This window comes from Amycolatopsis sp. CA-211722, from assembly GCF_056828465.1.
Genome location: NZ_CP184752.1, coordinates 7,217,257 through 7,240,518, shown reverse-complemented (window position 1 = coordinate 7,240,518; position 23,262 = coordinate 7,217,257). Strand labels below are relative to the sequence as shown.

Annotated in this window: 12 protein-coding genes and 4 tRNA genes; 5 read left to right on the top strand and 11 right to left on the bottom strand. The window is 68.7% G+C overall.

Features of this window, described 5'->3' with window-relative positions; genetic code table 11:
- Positions 1–15: 15 nt before the first annotated feature.
- The 5 genes from ACOCEP_RS33990 to ACOCEP_RS33970 are packed head-to-tail and all read right to left on the bottom strand — an operon-like array spanning position 16 to position 4,591.
- Positions 16–921 (bottom strand): LysR family transcriptional regulator, encoded by a 906-nt coding sequence (locus tag ACOCEP_RS33990; protein ID WP_482333431.1) that lies wholly within the window; start codon positions 919–921, stop codon positions 16–18.
- Positions 922–963: 42 nt separating this feature from the next.
- Positions 964–2,061: a CaiB/BaiF CoA transferase family protein gene (locus tag ACOCEP_RS33985; protein ID WP_482333429.1), complete on the bottom strand. Its 1,098-nt coding sequence runs from the start codon at positions 2,059–2,061 to the stop codon at positions 964–966.
- A gap of 1 nt (position 2,062) precedes the next feature.
- Positions 2,063–2,830: a crotonase/enoyl-CoA hydratase family protein gene (locus tag ACOCEP_RS33980; protein ID WP_482333427.1), complete on the bottom strand. Its 768-nt coding sequence runs from the start codon at positions 2,828–2,830 to the stop codon at positions 2,063–2,065.
- Positions 2,823–3,806, bottom strand: a complete 984-nt coding sequence (locus ACOCEP_RS33975) for an NAD(P)H-dependent flavin oxidoreductase (protein ID WP_482333425.1) — start codon at positions 3,804–3,806, stop codon at positions 2,823–2,825. The genes ACOCEP_RS33980 and ACOCEP_RS33975 overlap by 8 nt, the downstream gene beginning before the upstream one ends.
- Entirely contained in the window at positions 3,803–4,591 is a 789-nt protein-coding gene (locus ACOCEP_RS33970) for an enoyl-CoA hydratase/isomerase family protein (protein ID WP_482333424.1), read from the bottom strand. The genes ACOCEP_RS33975 and ACOCEP_RS33970 overlap by 4 nt, the downstream gene beginning before the upstream one ends.
- Before the next feature lie 686 nt (positions 4,592–5,277).
- On the opposite strand from ACOCEP_RS33970, the gene ACOCEP_RS33965 reads away from it, so the two are divergent.
- On the top strand, positions 5,278–15,399 hold the full coding sequence (locus tag ACOCEP_RS33965; RefSeq protein ID WP_482333422.1) for a WXG100-like domain-containing protein: 10,122 nt from the start codon (positions 5,278–5,280) through the stop codon (positions 15,397–15,399).
- 208 nt (positions 15,400–15,607) lie between these two features.
- Positions 15,608–16,720 carry an ROK family protein gene (locus tag ACOCEP_RS33960; protein WP_482333421.1) on the top strand — a complete coding sequence of 371 codons (1,113 nt, stop codon included), beginning with the start codon at positions 15,608–15,610 and terminating at the stop codon, positions 16,718–16,720.
- 64 nt (positions 16,721–16,784) lie between these two features.
- Here ACOCEP_RS33960 and ACOCEP_RS33955 read toward each other — a convergent pair whose 3' ends face one another.
- Positions 16,785–17,138 (bottom strand): antibiotic biosynthesis monooxygenase family protein, encoded by a 354-nt coding sequence (locus tag ACOCEP_RS33955; RefSeq protein ID WP_482333419.1) that lies wholly within the window; start codon positions 17,136–17,138, stop codon positions 16,785–16,787.
- A gap of 11 nt (positions 17,139–17,149) precedes the next feature.
- Positions 17,150–18,577 carry an MFS transporter gene (locus ACOCEP_RS33950; protein WP_482333417.1) on the bottom strand — a complete coding sequence of 476 codons (1,428 nt, stop codon included), beginning with the start codon at positions 18,575–18,577 and terminating at the stop codon, positions 17,150–17,152.
- Positions 18,578–18,954: 377 nt separating this feature from the next.
- Between ACOCEP_RS33950 and ACOCEP_RS33945 the strand changes: the two genes are divergently transcribed.
- Complete coding sequence (locus tag ACOCEP_RS33945; protein WP_482333415.1) at positions 18,955–19,452, top strand: hypothetical protein; 498 nt, start codon at positions 18,955–18,957, stop codon at positions 19,450–19,452.
- A gap of 57 nt (positions 19,453–19,509) precedes the next feature.
- Here ACOCEP_RS33945 and ACOCEP_RS33940 read toward each other — a convergent pair.
- The 4 genes from ACOCEP_RS33940 to ACOCEP_RS33925 all read right to left on the bottom strand — a co-directional run bounded on the left by ACOCEP_RS33940 (position 19,510) and on the right by ACOCEP_RS33925 (position 20,315).
- A tRNA-Val gene (locus ACOCEP_RS33940) sits at positions 19,510–19,584 on the bottom strand.
- 1 nt (position 19,585) lies between these two features.
- Positions 19,586–19,656, bottom strand: a tRNA-Cys gene (locus ACOCEP_RS33935).
- A 25-nt stretch (positions 19,657–19,681) separates the two neighbouring features.
- Positions 19,682–19,754: transfer RNA gene (locus ACOCEP_RS33930), tRNA-Gly, on the bottom strand.
- A 135-nt stretch (positions 19,755–19,889) separates the two neighbouring features.
- Positions 19,890–20,315, bottom strand: a complete 426-nt coding sequence (locus ACOCEP_RS33925; RefSeq protein ID WP_005159130.1) for an SsgA family sporulation/cell division regulator — start codon at positions 20,313–20,315, stop codon at positions 19,890–19,892.
- A gap of 389 nt (positions 20,316–20,704) precedes the next feature.
- Between ACOCEP_RS33925 and ACOCEP_RS33920 the strand changes: the two genes are divergently transcribed.
- Positions 20,705–20,776: transfer RNA gene (locus ACOCEP_RS33920), tRNA-Val, on the top strand.
- Between the two features lie 870 nt (positions 20,777–21,646).
- Positions 21,647–23,173, top strand: a complete 1,527-nt coding sequence (locus tag ACOCEP_RS33915; RefSeq protein WP_482333412.1) for a sugar transferase — start codon at positions 21,647–21,649, stop codon at positions 23,171–23,173.
- Positions 23,174–23,262: the final 89 nt, after the last annotated feature.

Sequence of the window (23,262 nt, the reverse complement as noted above, 5' to 3'; positions counted from 1 at the left end):
GGGCTGTGGCGATGCCTATGGCCGCCAATCCGGTGACGCGGCCAGCGCGACGAAAGCGCGAGCGGCCGGCGACAGGCGCGCGGGGTCGTAGACGAGCCCGACGGTTTGCCGGAACTTGGGGACGACCTGGCGAACGGCCGCGCCGTGCGCGACCGCGGCGTGCGCGGTCCGGTCGCCGACGAAGGTCGCGCCGGCGCCGGCGACCATCGCGGCCATCCGAGCCTCCCGCTGCTCGACCATCGCGGCGACGGTCATGCGCCGCTGCCCTTGTCCGAGTTCCTCCTCGAGGTCCGGGTACAGGCCGCTGTCCGACCGCGGGAGCACCATGGGGAGGTCCGGCAGGCTGCTCAGATCGACCGAGTCCGCCGGAACGGCGGGCGCGCCGGGCGGAAAGGCCACGTGCAGGTCGTAGGCGCCGATTTCGAGCGTGGCCAGCCGCGCCGCGGCAATCTGCTGAGCCGGGGTGCGGGTGAAGGGGAGTTTGGTACAGACGATCTCGCACTGACCGTCGGCGAGCAGTTCGGTCGTTTCGCGTTCGTCGGTGAGGTCCCGGATGTGCAGGGTCATTTCGGGGAAACGGGCGAAGCACGCGGCCAGAAGGTCGGTGAGGGGGCTGTTGACGGTGGCCGACGGCACCGCGATGTCCAGCCTGCCACCGGTCGCCGGTTCGGGGAGCACGCTGTCGCGGGCTTCGGCCGCGCCTCGCACGATCCGCCGGGCCGGGCCGAGCAGAGCGTGACCGGCTGAAGACAACGTCATACCGCGTCCGACGCGGTGGAACAGGATCGCTTCGAGTTCCCGTTCGAGTGCGTGGACCGACTGGGAGACGGTGGACAGGGTGACGCCGAGATCCGTCGCCGCGCCGCTGATGCTCTCGTTGTCGGCGACCGCGAGGAAGTAGCGCAGCTGCTGCAACTCCATGGCGTCACATTAACGGCCGCCGGTCGATGTTTCCGGCCCGTTTCACCCGTCGGTGCCAGGTGGGCAGGCCAGGAGGATGTCGTCCTGTCCGGGGGTCGGAGCCGGACCCGGTGCCGGGCAGGGCGTCGCGCTGAAGCGTGGTGCCGGGGCCGGGGCTAATCCGCCTTCGCCGTCTCGGAGAAAGACCTCCCGGGCCCGGTTGTGGGCGTGGGCGGCGGCTTCGGCCATGTCCAGCACAGGTGTCACGCAAGCGTCGACCTCGGCGAACACCGCGGCCCAGTCGTCGCGCGGAGCGGAGCCGAAAGCGCGTGCCAGCGCTGAACGGATCCGCGGCCAGTACGCGCGGTCGTGCTGCCGAGCCGGGTCGATCTCGTCGGACAATCCGAGATGGTCCACCAGGTTCACGAAGAACCGTGGTTCGAGGGCACCGACAGCGACATGCCTGGCGTCGGAACACTCGTAGGTGTCGTAGAAGGGCGCTCCGGTGTCGAGCAGGTTCGTCCCCCGTTCCGAGGACCACGTGCCGAGATTGCGGAATCCGTGGATCATCGCCATCAGTGTCGCCGAGCCGTCCACCATGGCCGCGTCGACCACCTGACCTTCCCCGGTCGCCCGGGAGTGCAGCATGGCGGACAGCACGCCGAGGGCGAGCAGCATCCCGCCCCCGCCGAAGTCGCCGACGAGGTTGAGGGGCGGCGTCGGCCGCTCACCTTTCCTGCCGATGGCCGCGAGCGCGCCGGAGAGCGCGATGTAGTTGATGTCGTGCCCGGCGCGTTCGGCCAGCGGCCCGGTCTGCCCGAAACCGGTCATCCGTCCGTAGACGAGTGCCGGATTGCCGGCCAGCAGCGGCTCCGGGCCCAGGCCGAGCCGTTCGGCCACGCCGGGGCGGAATCCTTCGAGCACGACTTCCGCGGAAGCGCGCAGGTAGGTTCGCATCCCGCGAACTTCCGCCTCGTTCCCCAGATCCGCGATCACGGAGCGCTTTCCGCGATCGAGTACGGGGTGGACCCGGCCCGGCCCGTCACCGGGCCGGTGCACCCGGACGACCTCCGCGCCGAGATCGGCCAGCAGCATTCCGCAGAACGGTACCGGCCCGATCCCGCCCAGTTCGACGACGCGCACTCCCTTCAAGGGGCCCATTTCAGCGGCCCGTCCACTGTGGATCGCGTTTCTCGGCGAAGGCGAGCGATCCCTCCCTGGCGTCGGCCGAGGCGAACACCGGATCGGTGTATTCGCGCTGGCGCGCGAACCGCTCCTCCGGGGCCCAGCCGCGAGAGAGCCGGAGAACCTCTTTGCCGGTGGTGACGGCGAGGGGACCGTTGCGCGCGATCCGCCTCGCCAGCTCCAGCGCCCGTTCGAGCGCCCGCCCTTCCTCGACGACGGCGTTGACCAGTCCGGCCTCGTGGAGGCGTTGTGCGGACATCGGGTCACCGGTCAGGACGAGTTCGGAGGCCAGAGCCGGTGGCAGCCGGTCGGGCAAGCGCACCAGCCCGCCCGCGGCCGCGACCAAGCCCCGTTTGACCTCGGGGAGGCCGAAGCGGGCCCCTGCACCCGCTACGACGAGGTCACACGCCAGGACGAGTTCGAAGCCGCCGGCGAGCGCCCAGCCTTCGACGGCGGCGATGATCGGTTTGCGAGGTGGTGCCTCGGTGAGGCCGCCGAACCCGCGGCCGGGAACGCTCGGCCGCTCGCCACGCAGGAAACCCTTGAGGTCCATTCCGGCGCAGAAGACGCCGCCGGCGCCGGCGAGGACGGAAACGGGGGCCGGCCCGGCGTCGAGCTCGTCGAGCGCGGCCGCGATCGTCTCGGCCATCGCGCGGGTCATCGCGTTCTTCGCCGAGGGCCGGTTGAGGGTGATGACCTGGATGCCGTCGACCAGCTCGACCAGGATGTCGCCGTTGTCAGCCACGGGCACCCGCCAGTGCGGGCAAACGCTCGGTCATGATGGTGATCGCCTCCTGGATGACGCGGCCGACCAGCTCGGCCACGGTGGGGATGTCGTCGATGAGGCCCTGGACGAGCCCGACGGTCCAGATGCCGCGTTCGGGGTCGCCGGTTTCGTAGACCTGCCGGCCCCGGGCCCCGGCGACGAGTTCGCGGACCTCCTCGAACTCCGGGTTCTCCGTGAGCCGCCGGATCACCTCGCCGCTGACGCCGTTCCGCGCGACCCGGGCGGTGTTGCGCAGTGGGCGGAAGATCAGCTCGGTGTCCCGTTCGTCGCGCGAGACGATGGCTTCCTTGATGGCGCGGTGGATCGGCGCTTCTTCGGTGCACAGGAAACGCGTGCCCATGTTCACGCCCTCGGCACCGAGGCAGAGGGCGGCGGCGAGGCCCCGGCCGTCGGCGATGCCGCCCGAGGCGATGACCGGGATGTCCAGGGCCGCCGCGGCTTTCGGAATCAGCACCAGGCCCGGGATGTCGTCCTCCCCTGGATGGCCCGCGCATTCGAAGCCGTCGATGCTGACGGCGTCCACCCCTCGCCGCTGCGCGCTGAGGGCGTGCCGGACGCTCGTGCATTTGTGCAGCACCCTCACCCCGGCGTTCTTCAACCGCGTCAAGCGTTCCGGCGGGAGGGAACCGGCGGTTTCGACGATGCGGACGCCCGCGTCGACGAGCGCGTCGATGTACGCGTCGTAGGGCGGTGGGGAGATCGAGGGCAACATCGTGAGGTTCACGCCGAACGGGAGATCGGTCATGCGACGGCAGCGAGTGATCTCGGTGTGCAGGTCTCGCGGCGTGGGCTGGGTGAGAGCGGTCAGGAACCCGAGGGCGCCGGCGTTCGCCACCGCGGAGACCAGTTCGGCGCGGCCGACCCATTGCATGCCGCCCTGGACGACGGGATGGGTGACGCCGAACAGTTCGGTGAACCGTGTCGACAGCGTCATACTCGCCACCCTCCTTCGAAACGGGGCCGTTCGTCCTTGGCCACCTCGCGGGCGGCTGGAGCGTCGGTGGCGAAATTGACCGCCTGAGCGGCGTTCTCCGCCCGGACGGCGTCCGAAAAGGACAGTTGGCTGGACTGATGGAGCAGGATCTTGTTCTGCGCGAGGGCGATCGGCGGCCCGGCGGCGAGCTCCGCTGCCAGCTCGTCGACGACGTTGTCGAGTTCGGCGGCGTCGGCGAGCCGGGTGACGAGACCGATTCGGTGGGCTTCGGTACCGGAGATGATTTCGGCGAGGTAGGCGAGCCGTTTGGCCGTGTGCAGCCCGACCAGCCGGGGGAGCAGCCAGGATCCGCCGCAGTCCAGGGACAGCCCGCGCCGGGCGAAGATCTGGGAGAATCGGGCGTTAGGAGTGGATACGACGAGATCGCAAGCCAGCGCCAGGTTCCACCCCGCGCCGACGGCGACTCCGGAGACCTTCGCGACCACGGGTTTCGCCAGCGCGTGCAGTGCGACCACGGTCTCGGAGATCCAGCGCATCCGGTCCAGCGGATGTGGACGCTCGGCCGGCTCGGGATGGCCGGCGCTCGTGCTGACATCCGCACCCGAACAGAAGTCGCCGCCGGCGCCGGTCACCACGACCACCCTGACATCGGAGTCCGCGACCCGCCGGATGGTGTCGTGCAGCTGCCGCCAGCCCGGAACGTCGAGCGCGTTCTTGCGGCTCGGCCGGTCGAGAGTGATCGTCGCGACGGGACCGTGGCGGTGGAACCGGATGGGGTCGTTCACAGCACGATCAAACCTGCCGGCCACCGATGGGCACAAAGACCAGCCGTCGAAGGTGTCCAACGGTGGAACCTATGACACCGGCACGCTCACGTACCGGAAGGTGGCCGCGCGCTCACTACTCGGCTGGCAGGGTCTCGGCGAAGTCGTCTAGTACTCCAGCCGGACTTCGTGATCGGGGTGGGTGAGGGGAGCTGGAGACGGGTGCGGCCGCCAGTTGATCATGGTTGGTTGTGTGGACTTTCCAAGATTGTCTGGCGGCCGCGGGCCCCAGCCTAGACCCGGGCCGATGACAGGCGATGTTCGAGGAGATGACTGGCCGGATCGCGGGCCGGTTCGGTCGGGTCGAGCCTCGTCGCCGGACTGAGGACCCGTTGCTGGGCTTGGTGTCGCCGCTGAAAGCCACTTTCGCGACACGGCACACTGAGTTCCCTGAAACGCCCAGGCCGCCGGATCGGCGCGATCCCGACACCACGCACGACCTGCTTACGCGACTTCGCCGGGGCTTTGACCTAGGCGCAAGGTGGGGGCCTTCATGTACTTCGGACGACCGCGGGCGAGGGATTTCCCGATGTATCGGCGGTAAGGGCATTTCCGGCCAGGAACTCCGCCGAAAGAATGATATTCGCCTGTACACCCGCACGCTCAAGCCTGGCGGGAGGAGGTGAAGAGATGTGTCGGGTGGTTCGGTGAGGTTGCCTCCGGAGTTGCAGAAGTTCTTTTTGGTGACGTTGGGGATGTCGTGGCCTGAGGGCGATGATGTGGCGTTGTCGGGGTTGGAGCGGGCGTGGCGTGGGTTCGAGGTGGCGGCGCGGGAGTATCAGGACGCGTTGCGGGCGAGTGGTGCCGGTGTGGACGCGGCGCTGGAGGGGGACACAGGGCAGTTCTTTTCGTCGTTTCTGGGGCGGGACATGGTGTCGGGTGTGGAGGCGTTGGGGGAGGCGTCGGGCAGTCTGGCGTCGATGACGAAGACGGCCGCGGCCGATGTGGTGAAGGCCAAGGTCATGATGGTCGCGATGGCGGCGATGGCGTTGGCGACGATCGTGCATTTGCTGGCGACGTTGATTTTCGCGTTCATGGCTGGTGCGGCGATTTTGACGGCGCGGGCGGCGTTGATGGCGGTGTGGCGTGCGCTGGTGGCGAAGATGCAGGCGTTGGCGGCGATGTCGGCGAAGCAGCTGGGTGGCAAGGCGCTGGCGGGGTTGGGTGCCGCGGCGTGGCAGGCGGGGAAGTTCGGGGCCGCGGGCGCGGGGATCATGGGTGGTTTGGATTTGTCGATCCAGGCGGGTCAGGTCGCGGCGGGGAAGCGTGACGGGTTCGACGGAAAGTCGCTGCTGGGGTCGTTCGTGGGTGGTGCGCTGGGGGGTGCGTTCGCGGGGATCTTCCACGCGGGTGCGGTGTGGGTGCGGGGCGCGGCCCTGGCGGGCACGGGGGAGGCGGCGGCGAAGGTAGCGGCGAAAGAGGCCGCAGACGCGGTGGCGGCGAACGTAGCGGCGAAGGAGGCTGCTGATGCTGTGGATGGCGCGGTCCCGGGTGGGGTGACGGGGAAAGCGGGGGGTGAGAAGGCGCCGGAGGCCAGGACGGATGCGGGAAAGGCGGTCGAGGCGCCGAAGCGGGTGGTTCCGGGGTCCGTGGAGGCGTTGGGCCATCTGTCGTACGGGTTTGGTCAGGTGGGGGTGGTGTTCATCACCGCTCCGGTGATCAACGCCGCCACGGGGTCACCGCACGCGAGTCCGTGGCTGGGGATGCTGGGGGCGTTGTCCGGGTTCGGCGGTGGCCGTCGTGGTTCGTCGGGCAGTGGTGCGGGGTCGCTGGACGCGGTGGATCATTTGCCGAGCGTGCCTCAGCTGACGATCCCGGCAGGTGACATCAAGACCGAGGGCGGGATCACCACCGGGGAACGGCTCTTGCCCAAGGCTCCACCGTCCTCTGTGGACGCGATCGCTTCCGAGCCCGCCCAGACCGCGGTCCACGCGGCTTCACCGGAAACACTGCCGCGACAACCGCACGAGAGCGCGCGCGACGAGGGACGCGCGCGAGTGACCCTCGAAGCCCGGCTGACCGACGAAGGTCGCCTCCCACGAAACGCGGCGGTTTCCCTCGGGCTGATGGTCGACGGTTTCGTCGATGCCGCCGTGCAGGCGCGCACTGGCGCGCAGCCTCACTTGCGGGGCGCGGTCTTCGTCGCCCCGGGGACCTCGACCGGCACGACCGAGCTGACCGCGTTCGTCGAGTCGCGAGTCAGGTCGCGGCTGGACGAGTTCCCGGCGGGTGCCGTGACCGTGACGCCAGACCAGGTTCTGGCGCAGGTCTCCATCTCGCCGCTCGTACGTCCCCCTGGGGATGAGCAGCTCGGCCTGGCGCAGGTCCGGGTGGACGGGCAACGCCCCCCGGCAGGTCTCTACGGGCCGGGCGTCTACTCGGAGCCGGGAGATCCGTTACCGGCCTACCGGCGGGAGATCGAGGAGGCGCGGGCCGCCCTGTCCGAGCTGGAATCGGACGACGCGGTGTTCTCCGTCGCGCGAGAGATCATGAGCGGTCATCACCAGCCGCCGCGGCTGTTCATCGAGGAGAAGCCGCCTCGGGCGCACGAGGCTCATCGAGAACGCCATCAGGCCGCGACCGACCTGGTGGCGGCCGAGTTGATCCGGCCTGGCCGTCTCCACACCGGCGAGGGCGTGGTGGCCGCCGAAGCTCGCGCCCGGAGTCTCGTCGATGCCGTGGGCTGGCCCAGGGAGGGGCGGATCCTGGGTGGCGCGCCACAAGAGGGCGACGTCCGGTCACCGGCCGGAGCCGGCCCATCGGCGGTACCGGGAGCACGGCCGCCGGAGGACGCGGCGCTACGAGCGTTCTGGGAACGGCTGTCGGACGACGGCGGGCAGATGCTGTCCAACGCCGACGAGTCGGCCTTCGTCCGGGCCGGTCTCTCGGATGGGAACCGGGTGGTCCTCGTGGATCAGCTGTCGTCCTTGACGGCCGACCCCATGTCAGGGCCCACCGAAATGAGCCTCTCGCAGTTCGGCGAATGGTTGGCGGGCCGGGATTTCGAGGAGTCGGAGGCGCTGTTCCCCGCGGAGCAGGGAGGGGCACGGCCGGAGGGTGAGGCGTCGAAACCGGTCATCGTCGCGAACGCCTACGGCGAGGAGAACCTGGTCGCCTTGTTACCGGACGAGGTGAGCCGCGAGGGCGTGGACATGTGGCGCAATTCCAGCGTGCATACGATGCGATTCACCCTCCGGGCGGACGAAACCGATCCTGGCGGCCTGCTCGAGCCCGCTCCGTGGGCGCGGCTGGTCGCCGATCAGCGTCCACTCCCGCAAGTGGTGGTGCTTTGGCCGCATGACGACGGATTCCGTGTCGGAAAGGAAGTTCTCGACCCGGTCACCACCGTGGATCGGCTCTGGACGACCGACGCGTTTCAGCGGTTCCTGGCCGAACCGGTGCGGCGGCCGCTCCTAATGCTCGGCTGGACGGAAAACAAGGATGCGAAGGATCTGGTCGCGGAATTCGGCACCGCGCTCGGAGCCCGAATCGGCCCGATTCAGGCTTTCGGCTATCAAGGTACCTTTCAGTTCTGGGAATACGGCGCACTCGTCTTCCCGCCGAACGCGGTGTTCCAGGAAACCTTCGGGATGCGGCCGGAGGACCTCCGGCACGTGACCGACAACGGGACGTTCGCGTTGCTGGACACCGCGGGCCCGTTCGCGGCGGACGCGGCGCTGGCCACCGCCGCGGTGGTCAAGGCGGAACGACCTGGTGCGTCGGTGATGGTGCTACCCGGTGATGACCAGGTCGTGCGCGCCCGCGCGAACACGGCCGACGTCCGATACCCGCTGGGCGGAGAAGAAGTCGTGCGGCTGTTCCTCGCCGAGCCGGGACTGAAGGCGGGCCTGGTGTCAGATCCGGACAGGCCGGTGGTGCTGGTCGGGGATTTCGGGAACGGTGAGGCCCGGCCCGGCGGTGTCCGGTTCGATGTCGGAGCGGCCTTGGCGCGAGAAGGCCTGTTCAACCCGGTGTACGCCGCGAACAGGGACGCGCCCCGCGACGCCGTCCTGGTATCGGGTCTGTTCGCGGACCGGACCAAGACCGAACTGATCTCCGGCCCGGCAGGTGATCCGGTCGCGCTGTTCGTCCGGCACCAAGGAGACGAAAGGGAACTGGCCCGAGTGCGCGCCTGGGCCACCAGAGCGGGTGCGGCCGGGGTTCGGACACTCAGGGGAACCGACGGCAGACGGATGAAGGTTCCTTGGCAGGTCGCTGTGCCGATCTTCCTCAAACCGGCCGCGGGCGGCCAGGTCCATTTGACGCGCTCCGACGGCCGCCCCGCCACCGGGGAACCCGGGCAGGCCCTGCGCGACAGCCGTCAGCTACGCGAGGCTCTCGGGCGGAACGAGGCAGGACGCCCTCGGACTCCGCTGCTGATTCCCTTGGAAGGAACCCTCACCGGACTCGAAAAGCTCGCGGCGGACCTCGCCGCGGGCGGCTACGCGCGGGACGTCTTCGCGGCTCGCGGTCCGGTGTTTCTCGCCGGCGGTCAAATGGCTCTCATGGAGCCCGGCCTCGACCGAGTCGACGCGGTCGTACCCGGCCCTTCGGACGTGGCGAGCTACGCCTTGGTCGACGCCAAGTCGGGAATCCATGGTGCGTTCTTCCCCCGCGATCCGGTCGACATCGTCAACCAGTGGCGGGTCGAGACACACGCCGATCCCGTGTCGAGCCGGATCTACTTCTCGAAGAGGCCGGGTACCGCGGATCTCGGCGGCGAGGCGTATCTCGTGCCCGGGGGCGAGCCCGGTTGGCGCAGCGTCGTGCACGGCAACGAGTCCGGGATCGGCGTCGCGCTGCCCACCGCCCGCCCTTATGAACTGGGCGACCAGGTCCTCATCCAGGGCGACGCCGCGGGTGCGGCGTTGTTCGGTTCGTCGGTGTACCTGGCGGCAATGCCCGACGCGGACCGTCCTCATGTGCTCCTCGCGTGCAACGGGGCCGGTGCGCCGGAAACGCTCCGGGCGATCGAGTCCCGATGGGGGAAAGGGCCGATCATCGCCTCGACCGCGAAGACGTATTACGGCTGGCACGGAATCGGTATCCATGTGGCGGACGACGGGCACCTCGTCCGGGCAGACGAGCCCCAGGCGCAGCCGGTCCGGTTGGCCGACCTGGCGGCCGAGAACATCCCGTCGAAGCTGATCACCCACGGCGCCGAGAGCCTGCCGAAGGAAGTACACGAGCTGGTCCGTCGCGCGGTACAAGCCTCGGCGTGGCGCCTGGCCAACGGCGGGGAGGGCGCGAAGATCCAGGTCCTCGTGCACGGCTCGGACGAAGCCGAGGCGACCACGTGGGGGAACGAGCTCGCGACGGAAATCCGGGGCACCGCGGAAGCCGAGGCGATGCGGCTGGCCACTCGATACGAACTGCCGCAGGCACGTTCCCTGGAGATCCTCGTCAACGTCGAGGATACGGGGCAGCATCCCCCGGTGGCAGAGGTCGAATTCCACCTGGCGCGGGGATCTTTCGGTGCCGAGGCGCTGAAGACCGGCGGGCTCGACACGATCAAGGAAGCCTTCTCGGCGTTGGATCCGGCTTCACGAAAGCCTTTCGAATCTCTGCCAGAGCTCCCCTTCGAGCCCGTGGTGTCACCCGGCTCGGTCGCGGCGATGGCGAACCTGTACGGGGAACAGACCTTGATCTCCCTCCTCCCTGAGCCCGAGACCGGTGTCTCGACCCGGGCGAACTGGGCGTTTTCCGGTGGCCAGTCCGGGGTGGTCGTTTCGCGGACGACCGGCAGGGCGGGGGAGACCGAGACCGAGCTGGCACCGTGGGCCGACACGTTCGCCGACGAAGTCCCCGGGCCGCTTTTCTTGACCCTGGACGCGGTGGGCGGAGGGTTCCAAGTGGACGGCCGCGAGGTGACCGTCGCCGACGCCGTGCGCGCGTTCCTGGACAACGAGACGTTCCGCGGGTTCCGGCAGGAGCCGGTGCGTGGTGCGCTGGCTGTCCTGGTGCGGGACAAGGGTGAAGCGCGGCCCGGGCTCGCGACGGATTTCCTCGGTGCGCTCCGCGAAGAGATCGGGCCGGTGCACGCGTTCGCCTACCAGGGGCCGTTCGCGATCCGGTCGACGGGGTTGCTCGAAGTCCCGCATGAAGCGGTTTTCGAGGAGAGCCTCGGTGCGACGCTCGAAGACGTGCGGCACGTGTCGGACGGAGACATGTTCGCCTTCCTGGACTCCGGTGATCCGCGAGAAGCCGCCGACGCCCTGGTGACGGCTGCCGCGGTGGCAGCGGGGTGGGCTCGCTCGTCGCCGGATGGCCGGACGGCGTCGGTGCTGTCCATGCCCGGCGACGACTTCACGGCCGTCGTCGGCTGGGCGAACGGCGATATGAAGCTCCGTACGGGAGGCGGCGAGGCGGCTCGGCTGTATTTGGAACAGTCAGGGGCACGGGGGGCACTGGCGAGTGATCCGGCCCGTCCGGTCGTGGTCGTCGGTGCCTTCACCGCCGGCGGAGCTCGTCCGGGGACGGTTCCCTTCGAGGTGAGCGCGGCACTCGCACGCGAGGGGTTGTTCAATCCCGTGCACGCCACGACCGCCCGGCTGCCGGGCGAGGAACCGATCTTCCACCAGGTGTCCGGGCTCTTCGCCGATCGCGTCAAGACGGAGTTGCTTCCCGACGCCGAGGGACGTCCGGCGGCCGTCTTCGTCCGCTACGAGGGGGATGAGGCGAAACTGGCGGAAGTCCGGGCCTGGGCCCGGCAGGAGGGGGCCCACGGTGTCTTCCGGGTGACCGGACCGGACGGCGTCCGGTTCGAACCCCCATGGCGCGGCAAGGCGGTACCGATCGTCGTCAAACCCGCCGCGGACGGCGGAGTCCACTTGCTGCGCTCCGACGATCGGCCCGTGACCGGGGAACTGGGACCGGCCCTGCGGGACAGTCCTGTGCTCCGCGCCGCGCTGGGCCGCCTCGGTGACGGCAGCGTGGAGCCTCGGGACGAGCGCGCGCCGCTGGTGCTCGCCGTGGACGGGGCGGTGACCGATCTCGGGGGATTCGCGCGTGAGCTGGCCTCAGGCGGCTACTCCCGGACGGTGTTCACGTCGCGGGGTCCGGCGAAGTTCCGCGAGGACGGTGCGCTGGAGGTCACCGACGTCGCGTTCGACCGGGTCGACCCCGCCGAACCGGAGCCCGGACAGATGGTCAGCTATCCGTTGAGGAACGTGAACCTGGGGAACAACGGCGTCTTCTTTCCCGCCAATGTCTGGGATCTGGCGACCCTGTGGCGCTTCGACGCCACCGCGGGGGCAATCACGGGCCGCATCTATCTGTCCCGGAAATCCGGGCGTGGCACGTCCGGTGATTGGTATCTGTCGCCCGCCGGTGGACCCGGCTGGCGTGGGGTGGTGCACGGGTTCGAGGACGGCGTCAAAATGGCGCTGTCGGCAGGGCGCCGTCACGGCCTGGGCGACCAGGTGCACCTCGAATCCGATCAGGCGAGCGCCGCGCTGTTCGCTTCGGCGGTCCACCAGGCGGCGCGGCCCGACCCCGCGAAGCCTTATCGGCTGATGGCCTGCAGAACCGCGGTCGCTCGGCGACTCGTCGAAAACATCAAGAACCGGTGGGGGACGGGGACGGTCGTCGCCCCCACGGCCGTCATCGAGATCGGCTGGAACGGCCGTGGCGTCCAGGTGCACGAGAACGGTCACCTCGTCCGGGTCGACGGCCCTGGACAGTTGCCGGTGCGGCTGGCGCACCTGGCCGCCGAGCGGACGGACCCGGTGTCCTTCAGGCTCCGGCCAGGACTGGAGGACTTCCCCGATCTGCGGCTGCTGGCCGAGTTCGCCGCGCGGCCCACGGCGTGGCGGCTGGCCAACGGCGGGGAGCCCGCGACGCTCGAAATCCGGATACGCGGAGCGGAACCCGGGTCCGGATGGGCGGACACTCTCCGGGACGTCGCGCGGGTCGCGTTCGACGGCGAAGCGGAAAGGCTGACGAAGGAGTTCGGGCTTCCGGACGCGACCGGGCGCTTGGCGATCCGAACCGAATTCACCGAGGTCGGAGCCGTGCTTTCCCGCGCCGAGATCACAGTCCGTCTGCCGGAGGGCGACTTCGGCCTCGCGGCACTGGAAAGCGGCCGCGAGGACGCGATCGTGCGGGCGTTCGCGGCGTTGACACCGGATGCTCCGGCCGGACACGCCCCCGCCGCGCCGCGGGTGGCCCTCGAAGGCAAGTTGTTGGCGGACGCCCAGGGGCGGCGGAACCTGCTCGACCTCGGTTCCGATCCGGAGGTCTCCCGGATGCTGGAATCCCGCTGGGACCGGTCCTCCGACTTCGACCAGCGGATTCTCGCGAAGCCGGTCCGCGACGAGGAGGGAAACGCGGATTACGCCGAGGTCCTCGCGCCCTGGGCCCACACCCTGTCGGACGGCAGCACGCCCGTCCGCTTCCTGGTCGTCGACGCCATCGGCTCGCCATTGGACGCGGCGTGGCGCGTCGCCGGCGACGATCGGTTCCAGGACTTGATGTCCGGACCCGTCCGTCCGCGTCTCGTCGTGCTGGCCACGGCGGGGTCCGTCCCGGCGCCGCCCGCCTTCGCGGAGCGGTTCACGCGCATCCTGGCCGCGCTGACCGGTCCACTGCAGGGCTATCACTTCACCGGCCAGGTCGATCTTCTGGACTCCCATGGTGTCCTCGTCGCCGATCCGGCCGAGTTCACCTCGGAGACCCGTCTTTCGCTCGAAGACCTCCAGCCGTACGAGAACGAGACGGTGTTCGGGCTCAGGACTCCTGGCGACGACACGCTGACGGAAACCGCGCTCGCCGTCGCCCGAGCACCGGAACTGACGGGGGCGATCGTGCTTTTCGCGTCCGGGGCGGCTCCGGCACACTTCCGTGCCGGGCTGGTGGAGCACGCGCAGGAGGCCGAACTGACCGGCGCGGAGGCCGGTCGGATGCTGCTGGAGAATCCGCGGTTGCGGGAACTGCTCGGCGAAGGGCGGCGGGTCGTGTTGCTCTCCGAGGCGGGCGCCGACCGGAACGGCCACGGAGGCAAGGGTTTCGACCTCGTCGACGCCTTGCTCGCCCAGAACTTCCACAACGACGTCTACGCCCACACCGGCCCGGTACCCGCCGTGGGCCAGGGGCTGGACCTCGTCGGCGTCTCACAGTGGCGGACCGGAGAGGTCAAGACGGAGGTGCTCGCGGACGCGGCCGGACGGCCGGCCGCGTTGTTCGTGCGGTACCCGGGCGACACGGAGCGGTTCCGGGAGGTCCGCGAGTGGGTCGCGGGCGGCGATTCGGCCGCGAGCCGGTTCTACGAGGACCAGGACGGCCAATGGGAGCTGCCGGGCCGTCCGGTGCCGCTGTTCCTGGGGGCGCGCTCGGCAGGCGAAGTCGGTGCGATCCGCGACAACGAGGCCGGTGAGGCCGCGGCACTGACCTACGCGGACGTCTCACTGGTGCTCCGGGACGACCCTGATCTGCGCGCGCTACTCGGTTCCCTGGGACACGGTTTCGCGGACCCCGCGAAGGAACGATGGCTGATGCCGGTGTCCCTGGACCACCCGCTCACCGAGCTCGGCACCTTTCACGAGGGCATGGCGGCAGGCGGCTACTCGCGGTGGACGAGGGCACCCCGAGGACAGGTGACCTTGCTGCCCGGGGGCGTCCTCGGGGTGCGCGGTGACGGATTCACCTCGTGGAAGCCGGTGAAGCCCGGCCGGGACAACGTGTTCAGCTACCCGTCCACCTCCGCGCGGGGCGTTCACGGCCAGTTCTTTCCGATACGTGACTTCGAAGCCGTCCAGTGGCGTTCGTCGACCGCCGAGGAGCGTCCGGCGGGCACCCGGTTCTACGCTTCCGAGGTCGCCGGTCCGGACGGGAGCCCGGCCTGGCGGGTGTTCATGACCCCGGCCTCGTCCGACGCGCCTTGGGTCACCGACGTGCACGGGGTGGCGGACGGTGATCTGGTCGTGGCGTTGAAGACCGGGCACCCCCACCGGCGTGGAGACGTCGTCGCGATGTCCGATCCCGCCACCATCGCCACCGTGCTCTACGGCAACACGGCTTTCGACAGCGTGAAACCCGCCGAGGTACTGCTGCTCGGCTGTCACGTGGCCGAACCCGCCCCGAACGCCGACAGCACGGCGAAACGCGTCGACGACGTGCGGGTGCCCGGGACGCACAAACCGATGGCGTTGATCGCGCCGACCGCGCCGGTCGGCCGCGTCTTCGATCTGGTGCCCGCGGTCATGAACGGGAAACATCTGGTCCGGCTCGGCAGCGAGGATCTGCCACCGCTGCCCGCCGCCGATCTGGTGGCCACCGTGATCGACCCCGCGTGGGTGCCCGACCTGTCCGACGGCGATCGTTTCACCGACGTGAGGACCCTGGGCGTGAAGCTCGCCCGGGCGGCGGTGTGGCGCTCGCTGAGCGGGGCGCTCCCGGAACCGGTGCGGGTCCGGATAGAAGGGCACGGCCGGGATGAACAGGCGGCGGGGAGCCTGAACGCGGAAACCGTGCGGGTGACCGAGAGCGAGTTCCTCGCCGAAACCGATCGGCTCCACACTCTCTACGGTCTCGAGCCGGTGGGGTGGGGAGAGCTGGCGGTGCGGACCGTCCAGCACGTGGCCGGGCCGGGCAGGACCGGCTCCCTCGTCAGCGTGGACCTGCCGGTGGACGATGTCGGGGGAATCGCTTTGGCGCGATTCGAGCAACGCCTGGCCGAACTGAGCGACGACGACGACACGCCCCCGCCTCAGCCTGAGCTGGAGGAACTGGAACGCCTGTTCGCGCCGATGAAGAAAAACGGTTCCTCCTGAGACCACACCGGAAGCCCCGAGGTGTTCACGAACGGTGGAATCCAGGGTTCGAAAGTGCACCCGCGCTGACTCGAAAAGACAATTCTCTTGCCGATACGGGAATGCGGTGGTCCGCTGTATTCGCGGATTCGGCGTGCTTTGACAGAGGGGAGCACCGTACATGCGTGGCGAAGGCACGAGGGTGGTACGGAGAGGGAACGAATCTTTTGTGCTGAGTGCCTTGTACCTCGACGGGCCCTTGAGCCGGAAGGAACTGAGCGCGGCGACCGGCCTCAGCCCGTCCGCCGTCTCCCAGTCGATCACCGGCCTCGTCCAGAACGGCCTGGTACGGGAGGCGGGGAAGGCCGACTCCAACGGTGGGCGGCCGAGAACCCTTCTCGACATCAACCCCACCTTCGGCTACACGGTGGGCGTCGCGATCACCGGCAGGGCCTTGCGGATCGGCCTGTTCGATCTGTCGTGCCGCCGGATCCAGGTGGTGAAGCGCGCACTCCCGGCCGGCGTCCAGGACATCGACGAGGTGGCCCGCGAACTCGGCATCGGCATCCGCCACCTGCTGTCCCTGAGCGGCGTTCACGACTCCGCCCTGACCGGCATCGGTATCGGGCTGCCCTCGTCGGCAAGCCCGCACCAGGCGATTCCCTGGACCTCCCGAAAACTCGAAAGCCTGCTGGGGCTCGGCATTCCCGTGTTCATCGAACGTGAGGTCAACATCCGGGCCCTGGTCGAGAGCCGGCTCGGCGCCGCGCGCGGTGTCGGCCGGGCCGTCGTGGTGCAGATAGGTCTCGGAGTCGAGGCTTCCCTCGTGGCCGACGGAACCGCGAAACGCATTCGCGATTGGGGACATACGACCATCGATTACGGAGGGCGCCGCTGCCATTGCGGAGCACAAGGATGTGTGGAGGCGTACGTCGGCGCGAGTGGAATTCTCGAGCGCTATCTGGAACTTCCCGGACGGGAAGCACGTCTGGAAGGAAATGATTTCGAACGGCTGCGCACCCTTGTCGGCGCGACGGAGCACTGCGCGGCCGCGCACGCCCTTGTACGGGAGACCGCCGGGTACATCGGTGCCGCGGTGGGGAATCTCATCTCGTTGTTCGCGCCGGCGCGACTCGTGATCTCCGGTTGGGCGGGCCAGTTGCTCGGTTCCCGGTTCCTGCCGGAGATCAGGGACGCGGCGACCCGGCACGGGCTTTCCCCGGCCGCCGTCCTGCTCGGACGGGTCGAGGTCGACGCGACGCTCACCGGCGCGGCCGTCCTGCCGGTCCTGGGGCTGATCAAACGCGGCACCGCCCTGCCGCGGGCGGTGGCCGGGCTTTGAGTCCGTGAAGGACTCCTTGAGGGACTTGTGGTCCCTCAAGGAGTCCTTCACGGACTTCGCACGGTCAGCCGCAGGCAGGGGTCGCGATCCAATGCCCGGTGTCGAACGGGACAGGGGAGTCTTCGGTGTAGACGTGGCGGCGCGCTTCGAAGATGGCCGGATGCCCCTTCACCCCGGGCACCTGGTACTCGGTGGGCGGGTACTCCTCGTGCGCCTTACGCCAGGCCTCGGCGCTGGTCCATCGGGCGATGTTGATGTACCGGAAGGTGCTGTCACCCACGTCGGTGTTGCGATGCAGGTGCGCCTCCAGGAGCGCTCCTGTCTTCCGGAAGACCGCCGACGTCCGGTCCCAGTTCGTCAGGAACTCCTCCTCCCGCTCCGGCGGGACGATGAATACGTTGATGAGCGTTGCTTCCAAGAGATTCCTTTCTAACGGGCGAGTTCTTCGAGTGACCGCTGACGCGTCTCGATCCCGAGCTTGATGAAGACGCCGAGTCCGATCGCCAATGCGGCACCGAAGACGGCGAACGCGATGACGATGCCGCCGGGCCGTTCCAGGAGCAGGCCGAGCACGATCGGCGAAACGACCGCGGCCAGGCTGCGCAGGGAGCTGCCCACGTTGGTGGCCCAAGCCCGCATCCGGGTGGGATAAAGCTCCGCGCTGTACATGTAGATGAGCGGGGCGTTGATGTTGACCCCGATCAGCACGATCGCACCCGACGCGAACAGCATCTGCCAGCCGCTCACCCCGAACAAGCCGATCGACACCACACCGAGGACGGCACCGAACAACGCGAGCGAGTAACCGGTGATGAACCAGAATCGCCGTCCGATGCGGTCGAGGGTCCACGCCGCCACGTACAGCACGATGAGGTCCCCGAGCGTGATGGCGCCGGTCAGCAGAGATGCGACGGACGGGGAGAGTCCGCCGATCTTCACCAGCAAGGTGGGCATGAACGTGGTGAAGCCCCACAGGGCGAAGAAGGTGGTGAGCCAGGTCGACCACAACAGCACGGTCCGGCCGCGGTATTCGCGGCCGAGCAGCTCACCGAACCGGGTACGCCCGCCCGGGGGCGCCGTGGCGGCGGGAGGGACCGGCTCGGTGCCGGGCTTCGCGCCGTCCGGTCGCCGCACCGCTCGCTCCATCTCGGCGACCACACGATCGGCGTCGCCGACCCGCCCCTTCTCGACGAGATAGCGGGGGGATTCGGGCAGCCGGAACCAAGCCCACACCGCTGTCACCAGTGGGAGCGCGCCGATCAGGAACAGGCCGCGCCAGGCGGTCTCCGGCGGGAACACCGCCAGGAAGACGCCACCGAGGAGCGAGGCGAGCAGGATGCCCCAGATGAACAGGCTTTCGTAAAGGGTGACTATCCGTCCCCTGGCGTTCGCCCGGACGAATTCGTTGAACATCGCCGCGGCGACCGGAACCTCCGCGCCCAGCCCGATTCCCTGTACCAGCCGGATCACCATCAGGCTGTCGACGCTCCAGGAAAACGCCGCGATGAGCGATAGGCCACCGAAGATCACCGAAGAGGCGATGTACGCCCACTTGCGACCGTAGCGTTCCGACAGGACGCCGAAGCCGACCGCGCCGAGGATCTGGCCGAGGTAGCCGGCGGCGATGAGCGGGCCTGCGACGGAAAGCGGGGCGCCGAAGGTCGTCAGAATCGAGGTCAGGGCGACCGCGACGACGAGACCGTCGAAGGAGTCGATCAGTGTGCCGATACCCAGGATCGACGCGACCCTGAGGTGAACACGGGTGAACGGCAGCCGTTCGAGGCGGGCGAGAACCACGGGTCCGTCAGGCGGGTCCGCCGGCGTACTCGCGGTCGACGTCGAGGCCTTTTCGGACATGGGAGGCTCCTCTCTCCTCAGGGGAGGGATGGGAAGTCGATGGGGCTGTGACCGGGTGTGGACGGCCGTCGTGGTCAGGTGATCAAGTCCGGTCTCGCGAACCGCGCCGTGGACGGGTCCTTATCGGACACTTTGCCGTCGAGAAGTGCCGAGCCCCGGGCAGTTCCTTGTGCGCCCGGCGGGCGGGCGGCCTTGACTGGCATCCGGATCCGTTTCGTTCACTACGACGGCTCGCCCGGCCGGTACGGCGGCCGAGGACGCAGTAATCGTGTACTAACGGATATCGGGCGCACACGAAAAGTGACCCGTCGCGGGAATCGTAGGGGAAGTACTCACCGGGCCGGACCAAGACTCCGGCGGGCACGCGGAGCGTGGAGTTGCCGCCGAGCATCGCGGTCTTCTACGAAGAGCTGATCGACAGCCACAGCTTCCCGTTCATCCTCTGCAGTGCCGAGGGTGCGCCGTTGCGGCGGTCGAACTTCCGCAACCGGTACTGGCGCCCGGTGTGGGACGGCAGTGACGCTGAACACACGCGGTCGGCGGAAGTGGTGCAGCCGATCCTGCCGACCTTCACCTTCCACGAGGGCAGGCACAGCCACAGCACCTGGCTCGCCGAGGACGGCATCCCCGAAGTCGCCCGGCGAGCGCGGCTCGGGCAGAAGATGAAAGGCATCGCGAGGGTCTACGACCACGTGACTCCGCTGATGCGCCGTCAGATTCTGCAGGCGCTCGAGACCCGGTGGATCGGTTCGTTGGTCGCGCTCACGCCGAGTGAGCGGACTAAGCTGGGGGGTGGTTCCCGCGCCTGCACGCCACGTTCCGTGACGGGCAGTTGGAGACGGCCCCGAGGGCCATCGCCATTTCATCGCCATTGAACGACTGAAGCCCCGCCCCTCCTATGAGGAGCAGGGCTTCCGACCTGCGAAAACAGATGGTGCGCGATACTGGGATTGAACCAGTGACCTCTTCCGTGTCAGGGAAGCGCTCTCCCGCTGAGCTAATCGCGCGAGGTGGAGACGGGATTCGAACCCGTGTACACGGCTTTGCAGGCCGTTGCCTCGCCTCTCGGCCACTCCACCGTGTCAGGCCCGAGAGGGCCTTCCGAGCGGATGACGGGATTCGAACCCGCGACCCTCACCTTGGCAAGGTGATGCGCTACCAGCTGCGCTACATCCGCACATCCTCGGTCCGGCTGAAGCTCAGAACCTCGCGGTTCTGTTCCTCACCCCGTCGCCGTGGTGTGTGTGAACACTATCGGACCCCGAAATCGGCCCTGCAACCGGGGTGCCACTTGCTGTTCGCAAGCCCGTCATCAGGCCAGATCGTTGGGGATCAGGTGGGTCAGGGCGTCGTCGACGTCGACCCAGAGGTGCTCGTTGCCCGGGAGCACGACGTCGTAGGTCCGGTCGAGGAAGTCGGCCAGCTCCTGGGCGGACGCCTCGAACATGGCGTGCCCGGACGGCGAGTTCAGTTCGATGAGGACGGACTCGGGGTCTTCGACGGAGGGGCGGATGCGTACGTCGCCGTCGCCCGCGTCGGCCAGGAGGCCGTCCGCGAGGAGGTCGCGCGCGTAGACCCACTCGACCCAGCCGGCGCGGCCGGTGCGGAAGGCGGCCACGACCGCGTACGGGTCGCGGGTGTCGTATCGCAGTTCGACCTTGACCGGGACCGCGGGGGTCCGCGGCGCCAGGAGGTCGAACACCGCCGTCGAGCGGAGCGTCACGTGATCGTTGCGCATCGTCCTACCCTTCGTCTCCTTCCCGGCCCGGTCGAACCGAGTGGCGATGATGTGACGTGTCGGCCGGCTGATCGGAACGCGGTTTTGCCGCAGATCACCCGGACGGGGTCATCGGACCCCGCGTCACCCCATCATCACCCGCGCGACGCGCAGCCATCCATGCGCCCTGCAGGCAGTCCACATGTACATACTGCGCGGTTTAGTCGTCACGCGATAGCACCGTCGCACGAATGTCGAAACGCGTCGCGGGCGGCCCCCGGCCAGGACAGCCCCGGCTAGCTCGCGGTTGTTCGCTCCGTATCTGCTGGTGAGCGGAGTGTGGTCGGATGGAACCACCCGTTTGCAGGCCCCCTAAAGTCGTGGGGTAAAGTCTGCCGAACACCGCGAGCGGGCGATTAGCTCAGCGGGAGAGCGCTTCGTTCACACCGAAGAGGTCACTGGTTCGATCCCAGTATCGCCCACCGGATGAAGGCCCTGGACCGTTGGTCCGGGGCCTTGATTCATTCTCGGGGTGCGCCGTCCGGCGGCATTCGATCCCCAGGTCGGACGCGGGTTGTGTGGGGGCGGTACTTCTGCCGTCCCGGGCGGCGCCACCGGCGCGGCCGAATCCGGTCGCCTGGTCGGCGGCCGCGGTTCGAAGATCTCCGAAGCCTCTCGTTCCGGCCGGTGTGGACACTCGTCGGGGAACGCGTGTCACGTCGTGAAAATGTCGCATGAGTCGGCCGTTGAGACATCTTTGTGATCCTGGGCACGAACTGTCAGCCGAAAGGTCCAGACCACGAGAAAGGTGATGTGGGACATGGCCGGTCGGCTCACCCGTCCGGTCGCGGCGGCGGAGTCGCCGTGATGCTGACGTGATGTGACGAAACGCCACTCCGGTGACCGATTGACAAGGTAGGTCGGCTCGCGGTGGGCGCGTCGGGAGGCCGCCCCTCCGCCGGGGTCGTGAAATCCACAGTGGACCGGCCGGAGATCGACTCGCCAGAACAGTCCACTGTGGAGTTTTCGGGGCTGTTCGGCCGATCGGGGGGCCGGTGCTCCAAGTGGCCGGGAATCAGGGGAATTCGTGACTACTTTGAGTAGTTGTTCGCAGGATACGGTCTATTACGCATCGTCATCATGTTGTTATCAACACGGCATTCATTTGCCGGATGCCCGCCCAGGGTGTGGCTGGAAATCCTTGTAACGATGGTCGGAGAGTGGCCGATACCTTGGCGTGTGTCGCCCCATCGGCCGCGGAGAGAGCTTGAGAATCGATCACTCTTCGAGATCACTCTCATTTACTCTGCGTGTTGATCCGGCGTTCGGGAATCCCCACTCCGGGAGGTCTGATGGAAGAGTCGGTGCGGCCGTCGTCCACCGTCAACGGGACGCCGCAGCACATCGACCTTCAGTCGATCCCGCTTCCCCCGCAACGGGGTACGGGCAATGCCGCCGCGGTCGACACGATGTCGGCGCGGCCGCCTTACGCGGCTTGGGAATCGCGCTACCGCGCATGGGTCATCGGTAGTGACGTTTTCACCGCTTTCGTGCTCATCGTGATGAGCGCCTTCTTGATCGATCGATCCGATCCGCACGACATGCACGCGCTCGGTACCGCCGCGGCCTTCCTGTTCGGCTTGTCGGTCTGCCGCGCCTGGAGCCCGCGTGTGCTGGGCGAGGGCGCGGAGGAGTACCGGACGCTCGGGCGTGGCTTGGTGACCACCGCCGTTCTGGTCGCGTTGGGCGGCCTGCTCTTCGGCGCGCTCGCGGTGCAGCCGTGGGTCTTCATCGTCGTCCCGATGATCTCCGTCTTCATGTTCCTGCAGCGATACGCGCTGAGACAGGTGCTGCACCGGCGCAGGCGGCTGGGTGAATGCCTGCTGCCGGTACTCGCGGCGGGAAGTCCCGACACGGTCGCCGATCTCATCGCGCGCACCAAGGCCGATCCTCATGTCGGCTGGCGGGTGGAAGCCGTCTGCACGTATTCCGGCGCCGGCGCGGAACGGGGGAGCGGCGAGGTGGAGGGTGTCCCGATCGTCGGGAAACTCGACGACCTCGCGGGCCACGTCCGCCGCGGCGGATACCGGGTGGTCGCCGTGACGGCCGATCAGCACTGGAACCCGAAACGTCTGCAGCGGCTGGCCTGGGACCTCGAAGGGACCTCGGCCGAGATGGTGGTCGCGCCGATGCTGATGGAGGTCGCCGGCCCGCGGCTGAACGTCTCCGGCGTGCTCGGCATGCCGCTGCTGCGGGTCACCGCGCCGATGTTCACCGGCGGCCGCCGCCTGGTGAAGGAGGCGCTCGACCGCTTCGGTTCCGCCTTGCTCCTCACCCTCGTTTCCCCGCTGCTGCTGGCGATCGCGGTCGCGATCAGGCTCGACGACCGCGGTCCGGTGATCTACCGGCAGCGCCGCGTCGGCCGCGACGGCCACGCCTTCACGATGCTGAAGTTCCGCACGATGGTCACGAACGCCGACAAGCTGAAGCAGGAACTCCAGGCGGACAACGAGGGCGCGGGCCCGTTGTTCAAGATGCGGAAGGACCCGAGGGTCACCCGGGTCGGTGGTCTGCTTCGGCGGTACTCCCTCGATGAACTACCGCAGCTCTTCAACGTCGTGAGCGGGCGCATGTCGCTCGTCGGCCCTCGCCCGCCGCTGCCCGAGGAGACCGCGAAGTACGCGCCGGACGCGCGCCGCCGCCTCCTGGTCAAGCCGGGGCTGACCGGGCTGTGGCAGGTCAGCGGCCGCAGCGACCTCAGCTGGGCCGAGAGCATCCGCCTCGACCTGCGCTACGTCGAGGACTGGTCGCTCGCCCTCGACCTGGTGATCCTGTGGAAGACCTTCCGTGCCGTGGTGCAGGGACGAGGCGCCTACTGACGCCTTCCTGTGACCGTACCCACACGAAGAGGTAGTTGAGCGAGAAATAGTTCAGCGCTCAACTAGGTTGTGACGGGTACAGGACGCGT